The sequence below is a fragment of the Citrobacter pasteurii genome (genome assembly GCF_019047765.1).
In the GTDB taxonomy this organism is placed as follows: Bacteria; Pseudomonadota; Gammaproteobacteria; order Enterobacterales; family Enterobacteriaceae; genus Citrobacter; species Citrobacter pasteurii.
Map to the genome: position 1 here is coordinate 2,977,818 of NZ_CP077262.1, position 17,780 is coordinate 2,995,597.

Annotated in this window: 14 protein-coding genes, 2 tRNA genes and 1 pseudogene; 6 read left to right on the forward strand and 11 right to left on the reverse strand. The window is 52.9% G+C overall.

What is annotated here, in order from left to right:
* Positions 1–16: 16 nt before the first annotated feature.
* A tRNA-Val gene (locus I6L54_RS14550) sits at positions 17–93 on the forward strand.
* Between the two features lie 3 nt (positions 94–96).
* Positions 97–173 (forward strand) — tRNA-Val (locus I6L54_RS14555).
* Positions 174–240: 67 nt separating this feature from the next.
* Here I6L54_RS14555 and I6L54_RS14560 read toward each other — a convergent pair.
* A pseudogene (locus I6L54_RS14560) lies at positions 241–554 on the reverse strand (MBL fold metallo-hydrolase); the annotation flags it as partial.
* Positions 555–866: 312 nt separating this feature from the next.
* Between I6L54_RS14560 and I6L54_RS14565 the strand changes: the two are divergent.
* Positions 867–1,586 carry a substrate-binding domain-containing protein gene (locus I6L54_RS14565; RefSeq protein WP_040233785.1) on the forward strand — a complete coding sequence of 240 codons (720 nt, stop codon included), beginning with the start codon at positions 867–869 and terminating at the stop codon, positions 1,584–1,586.
* Here I6L54_RS14565 and I6L54_RS14570 read toward each other — a convergent pair.
* The 6 genes from I6L54_RS14570 to puuE all read right to left on the reverse strand — a co-directional run bounded on the left by I6L54_RS14570 (position 1,576) and on the right by puuE (position 9,166).
* On the reverse strand, positions 1,576–2,328 hold the full coding sequence (locus I6L54_RS14570; RefSeq protein WP_005121267.1) for an ABC transporter ATP-binding protein: 753 nt from the start codon (positions 2,326–2,328) through the stop codon (positions 1,576–1,578). The two genes, I6L54_RS14565 and I6L54_RS14570, sit on opposite strands and share 11 nt — an antisense overlap.
* Positions 2,325–3,329, reverse strand: coding sequence for a FecCD family ABC transporter permease (locus I6L54_RS14575; protein WP_040233783.1), 1,005 nt, complete (start codon positions 3,327–3,329; stop codon positions 2,325–2,327). The genes I6L54_RS14570 and I6L54_RS14575 overlap by 4 nt, the downstream gene beginning before the upstream one ends.
* Entirely contained in the window at positions 3,316–4,371 is a 1,056-nt protein-coding gene (locus I6L54_RS14580; RefSeq protein ID WP_040233781.1) for an ABC transporter substrate-binding protein, read from the reverse strand. The genes I6L54_RS14575 and I6L54_RS14580 overlap by 14 nt, the downstream gene beginning before the upstream one ends.
* Before the next feature lie 164 nt (positions 4,372–4,535).
* Positions 4,536–5,546 carry an ABC transporter substrate-binding protein gene (locus I6L54_RS14585; protein ID WP_040233779.1) on the reverse strand — a complete coding sequence of 337 codons (1,011 nt, stop codon included), beginning with the start codon at positions 5,544–5,546 and terminating at the stop codon, positions 4,536–4,538.
* 9 nt (positions 5,547–5,555) lie between these two features.
* Positions 5,556–7,688 (reverse strand): TonB-dependent receptor, encoded by a 2,133-nt coding sequence (locus tag I6L54_RS14590; RefSeq protein WP_040233777.1) that lies wholly within the window; start codon positions 7,686–7,688, stop codon positions 5,556–5,558.
* A gap of 215 nt (positions 7,689–7,903) precedes the next feature.
* Complete coding sequence (gene puuE / locus I6L54_RS14595; protein ID WP_005121273.1) at positions 7,904–9,166, reverse strand: 4-aminobutyrate transaminase; 1,263 nt, start codon at positions 9,164–9,166, stop codon at positions 7,904–7,906.
* A gap of 105 nt (positions 9,167–9,271) precedes the next feature.
* Here puuE and pdxR point away from each other — a divergent pair, with 105 nt between their 5' ends.
* Complete coding sequence (gene pdxR / locus I6L54_RS14600; RefSeq protein ID WP_040233775.1) at positions 9,272–10,750, forward strand: MocR-like pyridoxine biosynthesis transcription factor PdxR; 1,479 nt, start codon at positions 9,272–9,274, stop codon at positions 10,748–10,750.
* A 77-nt stretch (positions 10,751–10,827) separates the two neighbouring features.
* Here the strand turns inward: pdxR and I6L54_RS14605 are convergent, their stop codons facing one another.
* The 4 genes from I6L54_RS14605 to I6L54_RS14620 form a co-directional block, all read right to left on the reverse strand.
* Entirely contained in the window at positions 10,828–12,036 is a 1,209-nt protein-coding gene (locus I6L54_RS14605; RefSeq protein ID WP_040233774.1) for a c-type cytochrome, read from the reverse strand.
* Positions 12,037–12,039: 3 nt separating this feature from the next.
* Positions 12,040–13,932, reverse strand: coding sequence for an NAD(P)-binding protein (locus I6L54_RS14610; protein WP_040233771.1), 1,893 nt, complete (start codon positions 13,930–13,932; stop codon positions 12,040–12,042).
* Between the two features lie 90 nt (positions 13,933–14,022).
* Positions 14,023–14,496, reverse strand: a complete 474-nt coding sequence (locus I6L54_RS14615; protein WP_005121279.1) for an ester cyclase — start codon at positions 14,494–14,496, stop codon at positions 14,023–14,025.
* An 11-nt stretch (positions 14,497–14,507) separates the two neighbouring features.
* A complete protein-coding gene (locus tag I6L54_RS14620) occupies positions 14,508–15,935 on the reverse strand; it encodes an aminobutyraldehyde dehydrogenase (RefSeq protein WP_040233769.1) in 1,428 nt (475 codons plus the stop codon).
* Positions 15,936–16,239: 304 nt separating this feature from the next.
* On the opposite strand from I6L54_RS14620, the gene I6L54_RS14625 reads away from it, so the two are divergent.
* Together I6L54_RS14625 and I6L54_RS14630 are read left to right on the forward strand one after the other, a co-directional pair.
* Positions 16,240–16,965 (forward strand): FadR/GntR family transcriptional regulator, encoded by a 726-nt coding sequence (locus I6L54_RS14625; RefSeq protein ID WP_040233767.1) that lies wholly within the window; start codon positions 16,240–16,242, stop codon positions 16,963–16,965.
* A gap of 24 nt (positions 16,966–16,989) precedes the next feature.
* The gene (locus I6L54_RS14630; RefSeq protein WP_040233766.1) at positions 16,990–17,688 is read left to right on the forward strand and encodes a cache domain-containing protein; all 699 of its coding nucleotides are present in this window, start codon (positions 16,990–16,992) and stop codon (positions 17,686–17,688) included.
* Positions 17,689–17,780 lie beyond the last annotated feature (92 nt).

Consider the following 17,780-nt stretch of genomic DNA (forward strand, 5'->3'; position numbering starts at 1 on the left):
TGTCACCTACAACGTTGCGTTCATAGCTCAGTTGGTTAGAGCACCACCTTGACATGGTGGGGGTCGTTGGTTCGAGTCCAATTGAACGCACCATTTGCGTCCGTAGCTCAGTTGGTTAGAGCACCACCTTGACATGGTGGGGGTCGGTGGTTCGAGTCCACTCGGACGCACCAAATCATATCCCTTTGATTTGGTGCCTTTTAGCTTAGAAAATTCTCAAACGTTCTCCTGAAACACATCTTATTCTTTGCGCAGACAAGCAAGATACTTCTGCACCGATCGCACCACAATCTGTCTGGCGTTGGATTTAATATCCTGACCTTCAAACGCGCCATAGAGTCGGTCGAATCTGACATCCTGTAACGCGCGCATAATGTGGATAACCGCGCTTGCCGGCAATGGCAGCATATTGGGGTAGCTCCACATAAACGACACTGCATCCGCACCGGGAGCGACCTGCAGAATATCGCCCACGAGGATTATCCCCACCCCATCATCAATATGCATAATACTCCCCCCCCCGCAAAATGTCCGCCCAGGCGTAACAACGTTATAATGCGTTATAGCCCCTTGCGTATCGTCACAGGACATTCCGCAGGTCTCACACAAGATTGTCATTTGTCTTCCCCCTGTACGCATGCCCTCTTCCGTTCCCGTTCAGGATCTTTCATTACGGTCAAAGCATCGAACAAAAAAAGACAGCGTCAGCATCCCCCCCGCACGCTGGATCAAATAACCCTTTGAAAGTGAATACAACACCAAATGATGCCAGCGAAATGGCATCATCAGATGCCTTCAAAATCCCTTGTGCTGAGCGTACCATTCATCTTCTTCACATAACCGCCATAGCCCAGAGATCAGATATTATGCCCTCTTCAATCACCCTGCTTGCTGCGGGAAGTTTACGACTGGCATTTACCCCACTGCTCAAGCAGTTCACCCGCCTTAGCGGCATTGAGGTCAACGTCGGCTATGGCCCGGCAGGCTTGCTGCGCGAGCGTATTGAAGCCGGGGAACCGTGCGCACTGTTCGCCAGTGCAAATCGGGCACATCCGCAACGGCTACTGGACACACACCAGGCCGTTTCCACACATACACTGTGCTGGAATCAACTGGGTCTGGTCACCAACCGGCGCGGTGAGTGGCTGGATTTACTCCGCGACCCGGCGCTGCGTATTGGCACATCCACACCGGGCTGCGACCCTTCCGGTGATTATACCTGGGCATTTTTCGACAACATGGATGCACTGGAACCGGGCCTTGGACGACAGCTTCGTACACGCGCCCTGCAACTGGTTGGTGGCCGCGATACGCTCAGCATCCCGCCTGGCGAATTGGCAAGCTATTGGCTTCTTCGCCAGGGGTTGGCCGATCTGTTTATTGGTTACGCACATTATGCAAAAGCACTCGGTTCACCGTCCGATGTTCGCTACGTTGCTATTCCTGCTGAACAGAACATCTTGTGTGAATACCAACTGGCGGTGCTCGATGCTTCTGAAGAGGTGATGAGACTGGTTAAATTTATGCTTGCCCACGACGGTCAGGCATTCCTGACCGCCGCCGGATTCTTGCCTGTTAGCGGTTGATCGCAAACAGCGGCGCAATAAACGGAGTCTGATAGTTTTCCACACTGAATTTTCTCAATGGCAGGCCATAGGCCTGGAACAGATTGTCTTCTGTCACCACGCCGTCCGTCGGCCCTGCCAGCCATTTTCCCTCAGGAAGCAACAGCAGCGTATGAGTTGCAATCTGTAAGGCGTGCAACGGATCGTGCGTCGAGAAAAGCACGCTACAGCCCTGCCGGTGTGCCAAATCGCTGATGAGCTGCAGCACGACCTGCTGATTGGCAAGATCCAACGCTGAACATGGCTCATCAAGCAACAGCGTCTGGCATTCCGTAACCAAAGCACGGGCAATCATCACCAGTTGCTGCTGACCACCAGAAAGTGAGCTAAACGATGTGGCGGCGAGATGCGCAATGTTTAGCTGTTCCAACGCTTGCTCCGCCCGTCGTTGATCCTGACGGCTGGGCTGAGCAAACAATTTTACGTGCTGCGCCCGCCCCATCAACACCACGTCGCTCACCGTATAGGGAAACGGCAGATGGCAATGCTGGGCCACAATGCCTATCCCCCCATGAACGTCAATACTCCCGCCCAGCGCGGGTCGCGTGCCCGTTAGCGTATCCAGCAGCGTGCTCTTACCCAGACCGTTGCGCCCAAGCACCGCCCAGATCTGGCCTTTCTGGCACTGAAAAGTGAGGGGGGCAAACAGTGGAGAGCGATAGCCATAGCTAAGCTGATTCACGCTGAGCGCAACAGATGTCATTGTTTCCCCCGACGACTGGTACGAATGAGTAAGAAGGTAAACAGCGGTGCGCCGAGCAACGCGGTGATGATCCCCAGCGGTATTTCCGCATGCATCAGGGTGCGGGCGATATCATCGACCGCAATCATAAATCCGCCCCCCATCCAAAAAGCACACGGGAGCAAGCGACGATGATCAACTCCCACCAGCAGCCGCGCAAGATGGGGAATAACCAGCCCAACCCAGGCAATGCTGCCACTGACCGCCACCTGAGCAGCAACTAAAAACGCGCAGCATACCAGCACGCTACGCCGCAGCGGAACCACCGCCACGCCCAGCGCTTTAGCATCTTTATCATTGAGCGATAACAGATTTATCCGCCAGCGCAACTGGTACAATATCGTCGCCGCAATGGATACCGGGATCGCCAGCAGCAGGACTTTATGCCAGTTAGCCGTGGCAAAACTGCCCAGCAGCCAGAATACGATGTTCGGCAAGGTTTCTTCCGTATCGGCCTGGTATTGAATCAGGCTCACCAACGCGGCAAAGAAACCACTCAAAATAATGCCAGACAAGATCAGCACCAGCGTATTTTCCAGCCCTTGTAAGGCCGCAATGGCATACACCAGAATGAGCGCCGCCAGACCGAAGAAGAAGGTTGAACCCATCATCAGCCACGGCTCAAGGCCCAGCAGAATGGCCAGCGTCCCGCCGAAGGCCGCCCCCGAGGTTACGCCTATGATGTGCGGGTCGACCAATGGGTTGTGAAACACCCCTTGCAAGGTAGCGCCGCACAATCCCAGCGCCCCCCCCGCCAGCAACGCCATCAGAATACGCGGTAGTCTGACTGTCCATATCACCTGACTGGCAATACCCTGCGCATCGCCAAAATGGGTGAGTTGATAAAACACTTCACGTAGCGACAGCGGATATTGTCCAAGACACAGCGAACTGACCCCCAGCACCAATACCCCTGCTATCAGTAACGATTGCAGGGGGAAACCCCGTTTACTTAGCAGCATCAGACTGCCAGTTCACACGATAAAAACGTTGATAGTAATCCTGCGCCTGCGCATCCACATCGACATTTTTATAGGCATCCGGGTAAAGTTTTTTGGCCATCCACAGCTCACCTATTGCCAACGCTTCCGGCATCGGATAGCCCCAGGCTTTGGCATATTCAGGCATCAACCAGACACGATGATTTTTCACCGCATCAATACCCTGCCAGTTAGGATCGTTTTGGATCTCTGTGACCACCTGCGGATATCGGTCCTGAACAAAAATCACCTGCGGGTTCCACGCCAGCACCTGCTCAAGCGCCACCTGACGTGCACCTTTCACGCTGGCCGCCGCCACATTTAACCCACCCGCATGTTGCATCATCAGGCCAGTGTATTTCCCGGAACCGTAGGTCATAAGGTCAGGGTTAGCCATATAAATGCGAACCTTTTGCGCTTCCGGTATGGCAGCAACTGGCGCATTGAATTTTGCTCGCGCCGTAAAGACGTAATTGATCAGCGTTTCCGCCTGCGTTTTACGCCCTACCACATCCGCAATCAGGCGGATCCCCTGCTTTAAGCCTTCGTTGTAGACCTGCTCTTCATCAGCCATCGTCGGGTTCATTTTATTCTGTTGCCCGGCAATATCCTGACGTAACGAGATAGCCACCACCGGGAGACCGGCATTCTGAATCTGCTGGATCATCTCGGCGGGCGCATAGTTGGCGACAAACACTACCTGAGGATGAATCGCCAGCAAACTTTCGATATTCACGCTGGTGAGATCACCAGGCGTAGGCAGCGTAGTTATTGTCGGCATAAACCGGGCAAACTCTGGCCCAAGCTGTTTTTTCCAGCTCGACATCACGCCGACGATATCCTGCGCAGCATCCAGTTGCACCAGAATATTCAGCGTCTGGTGTTGCAGCACAACCACCTTATCGATATGGTCAGGGATCGTGACCTGACGCCCAAGCTGATCGGTGATAGTGCGATCCGCCTGTGCGGAAAAGGCAAAAAACATGCTGGCGCAAACCAGCACAAAAGAGCGAAGAGTTAACATAGATACCATCTGGACTGGGAAAAATTCGATATGCATTAAATTATATAACGTAATGACTGGCAACCCAATATCGCCAGACACGGTATACCGCTACACATGCCGTCACGGCAAATACAGCGTGTAGCCCTGAACTGGCCTGCATTTGCCCGTCAGCGCTTCCCGCTTTACCCCTGAGGGGGTAGCCCGGCTAAAATCCGCATCGCCTGCGCCTCGCTAAGCGAATAATCAAAAAACTGGCGGTAAAAATCGCGGGTTACGTTAACCATATCCAGACCGCTAAACAGTGTTGGATGCAGCGTTGACGCGGCCCACAGCAGCTGTAACGCGCTTTCGGTTCCATAGCGATCCCAGGGGAAGACGCCCGCCGGATTGCGCCAGACTTTGCCCTGTTTCACCGCGTTAAGCTCTTTGAACAACGCTGCATAAGGTGAACTGGCAATATCGCCACATCCCGCCCCGAGAATAATCACCTCCGGCTGCCAATACAGCACCCGCTCGGGTGAGACTTCTTTCATGTTACCGTCCACTTCCCCGGCGACGTTCCGCCCACCAGAGAGCGCAATCCAGGTATCAATCAACGTGTTTCTACCGTCGACTTTCAGTGGGTTCAGCGACTGAATGTGCAGAACCCGCGGGCGCTGATTTTCCGTTAACGTCGCCGTTTTCGCGCGAACATCCGCAATAGTGCGGGTTAAAAATTGATTATATGCCACCGCCCTGGCGTGAGCCTGATCCGTGCCTAACACGTCCGCCGTGGTCGTGACTGACTTTTCCATCGAAGGATAATCAGTAAATGCCATTTCCAGCGTCGGGATACCCGCCTGGTTGTAACTCTGCGCATCCCCCTTGCCCTTTGCGACAAACAGAACATCGGTATGCAGAGCCAGCAGTGCCTCGCTATTGAATGACGTCCCGTGAATTTGTAAGGCCTGATTCAGCGATGGGTTTATTTTGAACATCCACGGCTGGCTCTGTGGATGGTTGACGGTGGCGACAATCTGACGTCCCGCCCCCAGCGTCATCAACACCGAGTGATGGGCAAACCAGCTATCCGCAATACGTTGAACTTGTGTGGGGACGGTTACAGTGTGACCGGCATCATCCACAACCTGACGCGTGGCCAGGGCGGGAAACGCCAGCCACACACAGAGCAACCATGTGTGGCACGTTTTCATCAGCAATCCTTAAAAATCTACCTGAACAGAAATCTGCGCCTGACGTGGGGCGCCAAGTTGCGCACTGGCCGCCCCGGCCCCCGTATAACCCGTCAACGCGCCGGGGACAATGTTGGTCCAGTAGCGGCGGTCGGTCAGGTTAGTGATATCAAACCGGAAAGTCGTGGGTGTGTTCCACAGTCTGGTGGCGTAACGGCTACCTATATCCACCGTGGTATAACTGCCTACCCAGGTGTCATTCGCGTTATCGGTAGCCCGACGTCCGACGTAATGCACGTTGGCATCCACATCCAGTCCCTGAACCTGTTCAATGCTATAGACTGCCAGCACATTCGAGGTAAAGCGTGGCAAGCCGACAACCTGCTTGCCATCTGCACTACTGGCGGCAGTATTGTGCAGCATGGGGTCCAACCAGGCGGCTCCCCCTAACACCCGTAAATTTTCTGTGATATGCCCATCGGCCATCAGTTCCAGCCCGCGGTTTTTCTGCGTACCGTCCTGAGCAAATTCGCCGTTGTCGTTGGTATAAGCGAAGGGACGTTTTGCTTCAAATAGCGCCGCGGTGAGCAGCAGATCTTTGACGGGCGCATATTTTGCCCCCACCTCTACCTGATGGCTGCGATACGGATCCAGTACGTGTCCTGCGTTGCTGGCCCCGGCAGGTGCGGTATCGCCCTGCTGCAAACTGTCAGCCCAGGTGGTGTACAGCGTGACGTTCTCAACCGGTTTATACATCAGGCTGGCGGAGCCGCTCATGCCGTTATCCTTTTGGCGACTGGTTTCATGACCGGATTTGTTATAATTGCTGACGGTAAACAGGTTTTCGCTACCAGACAGCAATAAACTCCATTGCGGAGTGAAATGCAGCGTATCGCTTAACAGAAATGCATGCTGCGTAGTGGTCGCCGAATGATAGCGATTAGTAAAGTCAGGATAAGGCGGGCGCGGATAGTCGGGATGCTGATCAAGTGAAGAATGCCCCAGCGTAAAGGTTCCCCCATTTCTCGGGTTATAGTTTTTCCATACAAATCCGCGCATTCCGGTCGCGATATCCTGCGTCAACCAGCCGGAATCAATGCTGCCGGTCAGGTTCGCTAAATAGCTGTTGATCGTAAAGCGACTGGCCGCTGAATTCGAGGTCGTGGTGGTGTAGTGACCCCGATTATCCGTCAGGGTGTTGGTTACTGCCGTCGATTCACGGTCAGCAACCTGGTGTAAGGCCCCCAGATCCAGCATCCAGTTACCGTCAAAATCATGCTTGATGTGCATGTCCGCGGTGGTCGTTTCATCATCATGACCTGCATATGACTGACCATATTTACTGTTAGTCGGATCGAATGCCGAAGGAAACTGCACGCCTTTTGCCAGCGCAAAGCTGCCCGGCATGCCTTTTTCGTAATAATGGTAATAGCTGAAATTACTCTCCAGCACGGTTTTATCGGTCAGCTGAAAATCCAGGCCCAATCCCGCGTACTGTCGGCGAACATGACTATCAGTGGTGTAACTGCGCCCTTCATCATTCATCAGGTTGAGGCGGTACTTCACTCTGTCTCCCGCGTCGACAGGCCCGCTGAAATCCAGTGATGCCAGCGTTCCTGACCCTGTACCTTGCCCTACGGTAACCCGATGCAGTGGCATATCCAGAGGGCGTTTCGAGACCAGATTAAACATCCCCGCCGGGTTGGCTGGCCCGTACAGTGAACCCGCGATACCGCTCAGTACGTCTATATTCTGGAACTGCTCTGTCGGATATTCGGTGGTGGAAACGGCATTCAGCCCATCAATCATATGGTTTTGCACCACGCTCCCTTGCATGCCACGGGTTTGTGGTCGAACACCCTCTCCCTGCACGGACGGTATGTAGCGATAAACATCCTTAACATCTTTGATTTGTTGCTGATCAATCACTTTTTTCGACAGTGTTTGTACCGACCACGGAACATCAATTAACTCTCGCTGGCCCAGGCTACCGATCGTCGCCTTTTTTTCAGCCGCCGCAGGCTCCTGCCCGGGGAAAGAAGATTGAGCAGGCGCGGAGGCAGTAACGGTAATGGTGTCATCAGCATGGGCCGACAGGGGGGCAGCAAGACAAGAAAAAGTCAGCAACCCGGAGGCAATTGGGGTGATTTTGCAATTTAACATGTGTTGATTCAATTCGTTAGATAGAAAGACTGGCGGTCGCTAACACAAGCGCCTTCTCTTGCGGGGCACGTTTATTATATTTGTATGATGAATAGAATAGGCCTAATCGATATATATGTAAATATATAACGATGGGAACTGACGAATTGGCGACAATAAAAAAGCCGACGGTAATGGCTACTGTCGGCTTTACACACGATCGGTGCTGAACGAAATTACTTCATCGACGTTTTGATTATCTCTAACGCTTTTGCAAACTGATCCTGCGGGATAGTCAGTGGGTAAAGGAAGCGGATCACGTTGCCATACTGGCCGCAGGTTAACAGCAGCAGCCCCTGCTCGAGCGCTTTTTTCTGCACGCGCTGCGCGGCGGTAGCACTGGGTTCCCCCGTGGCCGCATCGCAGAATTCAGCGGCAATCATCGAGCCTAATCCCCGCACTTCGGCAAGTTCAGGACATACTGCACGCGCATCGGTCAGCACAGCACGCAGTTGCTCGCCAAGCGCTGCCGCACGCTGGCACAGCTTTTCATCACGGATAATATCCAGTACCGCATGAGCTGCCGCAATCGATAGCGGGTTCCCGGCGTAAGTCCCCCCCAGTCCACCCGGCGCGGGCGCATCCATAATATCGGCTTTGCCTACGACACCCGACAACGGCATCCCACCCGCAAGGCTTTTTGCCATGGTCATCAGGTCTGCTTTATCAGCATAGTGATCCATCGCAAACAGCTCCCCGGTGCGGGCAAACCCACTTTGCACCTCATCGGCAATCATCACGATGCCATGCTCATCGCAGATACGGCGAATTGCCGCGACAAATTCCGCCGGTGCGACAACAAAGCCGCCTTCACCCTGGACGGGTTCGAAGATAATCGCCGCGACCTGGCTCGGATCGATATCCGCTTTAAACAAACGCTCTATCGCTTTAATCGAGTCTGCAGTTGAAATCCCCTGCAGCGCAGAAGGATACGGCGCATGGTAAACGGACCCCGGGAACGGGCCGAAACCTTTTTTGTATGGCGCCACTTTGCCGGTTAACGCCATCGTCATGTATGTCCGCCCGTGGAAACCACCGCCAAAGGCGATAACGCCAGGGCGACCGGTGTGAGCGCGGGCAATTTTAACCGCATTTTCCACGGCCTCAGCCCCGGTGGTAAAGAATGTCGTTTTACGCTTACCGTCAATTGGCGCCACGGCGTTGATTTTCTCCGCCAGCGATACATAACTTTCGTAGGGAACAATCTGATAAGCCGTATGGGTAAAGGCTTGCAGTTGCGCTTCAACGGCCTGCACCAGACGCGGATGGCGATGCCCGGTGTTCAGCACGGCAATCCCGGCGGCGAAATCAATATACTGATTGCCTTCAATATCGGTAATCGTGCTGTTTTCAGCCGACTGGGCATAAAAATCACACATCACACCCACGCCACGTGGGGTGGCATCCAGACGACGTTGTTGCAGGTTTTTATTGTTCATTCTCTACACCTTGTCCATAGACACAATTGGTTGAATTACCCTTTAAATTTAGACGCCATCTGGTACTTTAATCGAGAGCCAAATCGTTTTATTTTAAGGATCCAAATGCGTTCACTTGCCGGAGATGTGATCAAGCATGCATTTAGCCAGCAGACTGACGAGAAGCTGCATCGTCGCCTGTATGCCGCCATCTGTAGCTGCATCCTTGAGGGGGGCCTGAAACCCGCTACCCGCATGCCCCCTTCACGCGACCTGGCGAGTGAGCTGGCGTTATCACGGAATACTGTCCTGCGGGTTTACGAGCAGTTGCAGGCCGAAGGCTATATCTCCGCGCGCACCAGCAGCGGTACATTTGTGACCGACAGCGTGCTGGACAATCTCGGTCTGGCCCCTAATAAACCTCCGGTTTCACCTGCGACACGTGAAGACCACGCCAGTTTGTCCTCCCGTAGCCTTGAACTGCTAGGGCATGCCAGCGCCAGCCCTCGCCAGTGGGGGGCTTTTATTCCTGGTGTACCGGACGTGCATTCTTTCCCGCATCGCGCACTGAAAAAGATTCAGGATCGGTTGGCAAGGCGGCTACGCCCGGAGTTTCTCACCTACGATGCCACTGGTGGTTTGATTGAACTGAAAGAAGCGCTGGCGGATTATCTGCGCACCGCACGCGGCGTGCGCTGTACGCCAGATCAAATATTGATTACCGAGGGTATTCACCAGGCGTTGGATCTGGTAACCCGCTCGTTGTGTAATCCTGGCGATAATACGTGGATTGAAGAACCCGGTTACTGGGGAATAAAAAACATTCTACGCATCAATGCCGTCAACTTTTCGGCCATCCCGGTTGATGAACAAGGCATGGTTCCGCCTGCTTGCGTCGAACCTGCGCCGAAACTTATTTTTGTGACACCGTCACATCAATATCCGCTTGGCCCGGTAATGAGCCTTGGTCGACGACGGCAGCTACTCTATCAGGCTCGTGAAACGCACAGCTGGATTGTGGAAGATGACTACGACAGCGAGTTTCGTTTTTCCGGCCAACCCATCCCGTCATTGCAGGGACTGGAAGAAGATGCTCCGGTTATCTATATCGGCACCTTCAGCAAGACCCTCTATCCGGCACTGCGGCTCGGGTACGTTGTGATACCCAAACCGCTTGCCGCCCCACTGATGAAGGTACATAACGATCTCTATCGTGGTGGTCATCTCCTGATTCAGGCGGCGCTGGCTGAGTTTATTCGTGAGGGTTACTATGCGGCGCACATCCGTAAAATGCGCCAGTTATATAGCCGCCGACGCCATACGTTGGTAGAGCTCATCATCAGCCAGCTTGGTGAGGATTATCTGGGACCTTACAGCAGCAACGCCGGACTACATCTGATTTTACAGCTACCTGTGGGTACTGATGATAGCGCCATTGCCCAACAGGCCAACGCACAAGGTCTTCTGGTTCGCCCGCTTTCGCGGTACTACGTGAAAGAAGAAAAACGCAGCGGTCTGCTGCTGGGCTTTGCCAGTATTGAAGAACATGAGATGGCTGCGGCGTTTACCCGACTGGCGGGTATTATCAGGATAAACACCGAGTAAGCACTGTCATCCGGCCTACAAAAATGCGTAATTCGTAGGCCGGATAAGCGCAGCGCCATCCGGCATCATTGCATAGATTAATGTGAGGCTTTTTTAATCCCGGACAGATCTTCCTGGCTAACCTCACCATTACCTTCACCCCAGCTTTTACGCACGTAATTGATCACATCGCGCATTTCGCTGTCGCTGAGCAACCCGCCATAGGCTGGCATCTTAAAAGAGACATTCCCCCGTGTCGTCGGTGTTTCTGCGCCGTGGGCAATCACCCTGAACAACGGCGTTGGGTCATCTACCATCACTAACGGGTTGTGAATGAGCGAAGGTGCATTATCATCGGTCCCTTTCCCTTCCAGACCATGACAGGTCGAGCAGTAGCGGTTATAGGTCACTTTACCCGCTTCCGGCGAATTCGACCAGGAGGCCGTAGCGGCTGCCGTACGCGCCGATTCCGTCTTCGCGCTTTTCAGGCTCAACAGATACTGCGCAATCGCCGTGGCATCTTCGTCCGTCAGATACTGTGTGCTCTGGCTGACGACTTCAGACATCGATCCCGATACTGCAGCATGTTTGCTTTTCCCCGTCAGCAGCAATGACGTTAACGCCTGCTCAGACATCCCGGTTCCCCGCAGCGATGGCGCATACCAGCCGTCGATCATCGCCCCGCTCAGGTACTCAGCATCGGCATTGGTATAGGCTTTTTCGTTCATCGCCATCCCTCTCGGGGTATGGCATGACCCGCAGTGCCCCGGACCTTCCACCAGATAAGCACCCCGTTTTACCCGCGCTGCCGTATCATCCGCTTTGTTGTCTTCAACAGCGGCAGTTGGCGCATTGGTAAACAACCAATTCCAGATATGCAGCGGCCAGCGGGCCGAGATCAGCCAGGGAATAGCGTTCTCTTTATTGGGCTCTGCTGACGGCTTAACATCATGCATGAAATAGCTATACAGCGCCTGAACATCTGCGTCGGACAGTTTCGAGTAAGAAGGATAAGGCATCGCCGGGTACAGCGGATGACCGTCTTTAGCAATCCCCTGGCGCACGGCCTTCTCAAAATCGTCGTAAGAATAGTTACCGATACCGTGAGTCTTATCCGGGGTAATATTCGTCGAATAGATATCACCAACCGGCGTGGGGAACTTCTTGCCTCCCGCCATCGCCGCGCCGCCTTCCGCGGTATGGCATGCCACGCAGTCTGAAATCCTCGCGATGTACTCACCGTTAGATTCAGCGGCCGAGACAGAAGCGGTAAACAGGCAGGTGATTAGAACGGTTACATTACGCATAGATCACCCCATATCCTTGAGTTCATTAACCGCGCGCCATGCCTGATCGATCGCAGCATGAGCATAAGCGCTCCAGTCAGCATCAGAGTTAGCGATAGCAATACGTCCGATAGGTTTACGCGCCCGCTCAATAATCTCCGGCATTTTTTCCATATCGTCGAACAGTGAATTAGCGTAATACGCATAACCATGCGCCCAGCGGTTAACAGTAATGGCCGCGATATCCCGCTGGTTGTCAAAACCGGTTGAACCAAACATTTCCTGCAACTGAGAACGGATCATCTCTTCATGCGCGGCAAACGTAGTCCCCAGCAAATAAGCGCGTCCCAAACGGAACTGCTCCCTCGCGGACAGATTACTGCCGGGATACGTGGGCACATAGACCATATGAATTACCATTGGCTCGTCCGGCGAGGCCGGGTGTTGATATCCGCCGATACTGACCGGATAGTCGAGCTTGATTCGGCTGTATGGCGCGGCCGGTGAATAAAACTCATGAACCCCCAGTTGCTTAAACGCTTGCCAGTTTTTGACCACCACATTGGTGTACACCAGCGGCGCCTTCACGTTCAGTTTGAGATCGGCCTGCTGCTGCTCTGGCGTTTCCGGTACCAGATACGGGATCATCATGTTATAGCCCGCCATAATGGCGTTCTTACCGCGCACGCGATGCATTTTGCCATCGCGTAGCCAGGTGACGGCAACGCCCCCCTCCACGTTTGCCGCATTAATCACCGTGCTGTTCAGGCGTAAACGCGTGGTATTTTCCGGCAGGTCGAGCTTTTCATAATCCAGTCTGGCGAGGACAGAATCTTCCATGGTATTGCCCGGCAGCGCGTCCGGCAGCATGTGTCTGACCAGCAACCGTGCCAGACCCGCATTGCCATCCGGGAAATGATAGACATATGGCTCTTCGAGGTCGGCCAGCGATTCACCGTCCAGCGGCGGCAGCCCTAACGCTTCCATTCCCGGCAATGCGCACGCACGAGCATCACTACCGGATATGCCTTCAATACCGATGGCAAAGAAATCGTTGGAACGCTGCTGGAAATAGAGCAACGCCATTTTGCTTAAACCGACCCTGGTGGAAAGAAACTCACTATAGCTGTGTGTATCCAGCCATTCCGTTTTCTCATCAACCGTCATCCCAGCAAGATAATCAACCGGATGCACATGCAGATCGATCAGGGCTTTACGATCTTCCTCACTCAAGGGGAAGTCGTTAATAAAGTCTTCGATATTCCGGCCATTGAGCCGATCCGGCGGAATATCATCGGATACCGCACGCCCCGGATCGCCGCTGACTATTTTCGTCTCACCAAAATTCTTTTTATCGAAGAAGACGCCGCGACTAAGCTGCCAGTCGGGATAGAAATTAACGTCAAAACTCTTTTTCAACCGCGTGACGCTCACGCCGACGGTTTCCATCAGCTTATTCACTTCGGGGCTGAAATTATGCGCGGGTGACTGAAAAGCTTCACTCCCGCCATATCCGATAAGTTTTTTGCCTGCTGAGGTGAATTCGTTGCGTTTGGCGTGACCACCAAAATCATCATGGTTATCGAGGATCAACACTTTGCTGTTTTTCCCGGCCAGTTCATGCCAGAAACAACCCGCGGCCAGTCCGCTGATACCACCGCCCACAATCACCAGATCGTACTCTTCCTCGATGGGCAGAGTGCTTAAATCAAAGTGCTTATGTTCACGGCCTAACGCATGGGCCATTTCAAACGACCCCGGATGGTTACCGCGTAGCCCCGTTAACGCCGGCGGATAATAACTTCCATCAATAAATTCGTGCCCCTTTCCTGCCGCTCTGACCAGATCCAGAGGGGTCAGTCCCGCAGCGATAGTCACCGCCACGCCGTTGAGAAAATCACGTCGGGTAATTGCCATTAACTTTGTCCTTTTGCCACTGACACATTGTCCTAAAAAACACTACAAATGAGAGGTTCCCCCTCGCAGATACAAGGAGGATACCGCCGACTACTTCACTGGCTTTAGCTCTTCATCCAGTTTTTTAGCGTCATAATAATCACCCTGCCAGGTGATTTTTCCTGCCTTAACATGAATATAGCTGACACCTTCAAATTTGATCGGATTATTTGTCGGCGGGCTTCCCGCCCATTCACCGCTATTTTTACCCGAGAACTCCCAACGAAATGCCACGGTATCTTCATCAGCGACAGGTTTACCGACCATTTTCCAGGTCAGATCCGGGACCGCCTTAATAAATGCACCGATCACGTCTTTTTCAGCTTTTTCCCGACCGGTTACCGGCTCTCCTGCGGCGGCATCGTAATAAACGGCATCATCCGCCAGGTACTGGGCAGCCAGCGGCGCATTATGCGCATTCCATGCTGCCATATACGCTTTTACCGTGTTCAGCGGTGAGCTTTCTGCCAGGCTGAATCCTGAGAACATCACCAATGAAAGTGCGGCTATTTTTAATGTTTTCATCGTATTACCTGTTATTCGGAAATATCACACATGATATGTTTCACCCGGGTATACTCATCGAGCGAATAAGAGGAGAGATCTTTTCCGTAGCCGGATTTTTTGAATCCACCGTGCGGCATTTCGGCGCACAGAGGAATATGACTGTTAATCCATACGGTGCCGAAATCGAGATCAATACTGAAACGCTGAGCGCGACTGTGATTGCAGGTCCAGACGCTCGCGGCCAGACCATATTCCACATCATTCGCCTTGCGCAACGCGTCTTCATCACCAGAAAACGACTGGATGGTCATTACCGGGCCAAACACTTCGTGTTGGATGGCTTCATCATGTTGATGCAAGCCGGAAATTATCGTTGGCTCAAAGTAGAAACCCGATCCAGGCCCCGCATGACCACCTGTTTCAATTTTCGCATGTGCAGGTAAACGCTCAATAAACCCCTTCACCTGCTCAAGCTGGTTTTTGCTATTCAGAGCGCCATATAACGCATCCTGATCCTGCGGAGGACCAAACTTGATACTTTTGGTTTTTTGGATCAGTTTTTCCAGGAACGTCGCATAGACAGAATCTTCCACCAGGATGCGCGTGGCGGCAGTACAATCCTGTCCGCCATTGAAAAATCCTGCGGTTGTGATGGCAGTAATCGCCTTGTCCATATCGGCATCAGCAAACACAACGGCGGGCGCTTTGCCACCCAGTTCAAGATGGGCCTTTGTCAGGTTCGCTGCTGCTGATGCCGCAACCTGCAGACCCGCGCGTACCGAACCGGTAATCGACACCAATGAAGCCGTCGGGTTAGAAACCACCAGCGAGCCAGTACTGGCCTTGCCCAACACGACGTTAAACGCCCCGCGCGGAAATAAGGGTGCCGCCAGTTCAGCCAGGAGCAGCGTACTTACCGGGGTGGTATCGCTCGGTTTTAAAACTACCGTATTGCCTGCGGCCAGCGCCGGTGCAATCTTCCACACTGCCATCATAAACGGGTAGTTCCACGGTGTAACTTGTCCCACAATGCCCAACGGCTCACGACGAATCGTTGAGGTGAACCCGGCGGAATATTCTCCGGCGGCCTTCCCTTCCAGACAACGCGCTGCGCCGGCAAAAAAACGGATCGCATCGCACGAGGCTGCGATCTCTTCTTTTTCGATAAAATGACGCAATTGACCGGTTTCCTGGCTTTGCGCGTTGACCAGTCGTTCAACATTTTTTTCTATCTCATCCGCCAGTTGCAGCAGTGCTTTTTGCCGCTGGGCTGGTGTCGATTTCTTCCACGTGTTAAAGGCCGCCGCGGCCGCCAAGTAGGCAAGCTCCACCTCAGTCGCACCGGCATTAGGCGATAACGCGTACGTTTCACCGTCAACCGGGCTCACCAGCTCAAACATGTCTTCTGTGTTACCCGCTACATATTGCCCGTTTATAAAATGCTTCAGGGTTCTCATGCTTGTCTCCCGTCAATTAATACATAAAGAATCTTATGTAATATATATATTGTAAAAGTTTTTCAAATGCGCAACATTGACACTATGATAAACCTCGCATTTTTAACTTAAATTTTACATTTTCAGGGTAAGGCTTTTCATCGTCAGCGCGCAGTGCGTTTTGACGCTATCGGGACACACATCCGCCTGTGCAGCGATGTTGCGCATGGGCAGGTAAAATAACGCGGCCATTCTGACCTTTCGTGCCCCGCGGGCATGTGTTAAAAATGGTCGTTGTTTCAGGGAATTGAGTGCAGAAAAGATTATGATTACTCATGCGGTCATATTTGCGCCTATCGGGCAGGTCAGTCGTTCAGACCAGATAGTGCAGCGCCTTTCAAACGCCATTATTACCGGGTTGCTGGAGCCAAAAGAACAGCTGCCCAATGAAACCGATTTGGCAAAAATGATGGGTGTCTCACATATCACTATCAGAGAAGCGCTCAATACGCTTCGGGCTAATAATCTTATCCATACGGTTCGTGGCCGTAATGGCGGGAGCTTCGTTTGCGAGAATATTGATGGCAAAAATAGCGCCCTGCATCCGTTTAAATCGATCAGTACCGATTACCTTTCGGATTTAGGCGAAATGCATTGCGCCATTATCAGCCACAGCGCCAGGTTAGCCTCCAGACGCATGACCGCGGCGGATATTGCCAAATTTCGCGAGTTTGTAGACGTGCTGAGGAAAGCCGACTCACCTGAACTAATGACTCAGGCCGATATGCGTTGTTTGCTGGCAATTGCGGCCAGCTCTCATTCGGCACGGCTGGCCAACCAGGAGCTTCAGGTCCAGGCCGAGTGGGCATCACTGGTGGCAATACTCTATCGCGCCGACAATATTCATGCGGAAATTATTGCGCTTTATTCGGCGCTGGCCGACGCGCTAGCCGCCCATAACGAGACCGGGTCAGTCCAGTACGCCACGCAGATCATCGACACGTTTACCTATTACCTTATTGAAAAAAAGCTGAAATATAACTCGAACTGACAATCAGTGAAGGCAGGACAGATCATGAGCTCTTCGACATCCTTAAGCGCATTAATCCGTAAAATTGATGATATTACCGTCTCTACCGTAGAGTCTACCGTTGCGCTGGCGAGGAGCATTCACGAGGCCATTGCCGGTGTGCAAAAGGGCTCAGCCGAAGTTGTCCTCGACCCCGCTGTCAGATCAACGGTTCAGCAACACATCAAGAGCACACTGAACAACAATCACTACTGTTCGGGCGCAGGTTTCGCCAGCCATATTGAGAGTACAGCAACCAGCAAAGAATATTGGCTGCTGGAATGGTGGTATAAAAAAGATAATGGATTGAGTCAGGCACATCTGGATTTGGATCAGGCGACGCAACAGCGGCTGGATTTCAGAACCTTTGAGTGGTTTAAGCATTCGCCTCCGGCAGGTGAAGCGTACATCCATGGCCCGTATGTCGACTATATCTGTAACATCTCCTATACCCTAACCTCAGCGGTTCCGGTTTACTACCATGATCAGTTCCTCGGCGTCGCCGCCGTCGATCTGCTGGTCAGCCAGATAGAAGCCGAACTGCTCTCCTGCACTCACCCTGATTATGTCATTCTGACCAATCTGGAAAACCGGATCATCTTTTCCAGTTGGCCGCGCTTTCGCGTCGGTGAATTATTGTCACCTGCGCACAGCACGGTGGTGTATCAAAGCGACTACTTTATCCTTTATCACTACCAGAAATAGTCAATTCAAGACTGAGCGTTACCGGATAAGGATGCCAGCGTCGTATCCGGCGCGCAAAACGTGCGAAACTAAGGGCCCGAAGGCCCTTAATT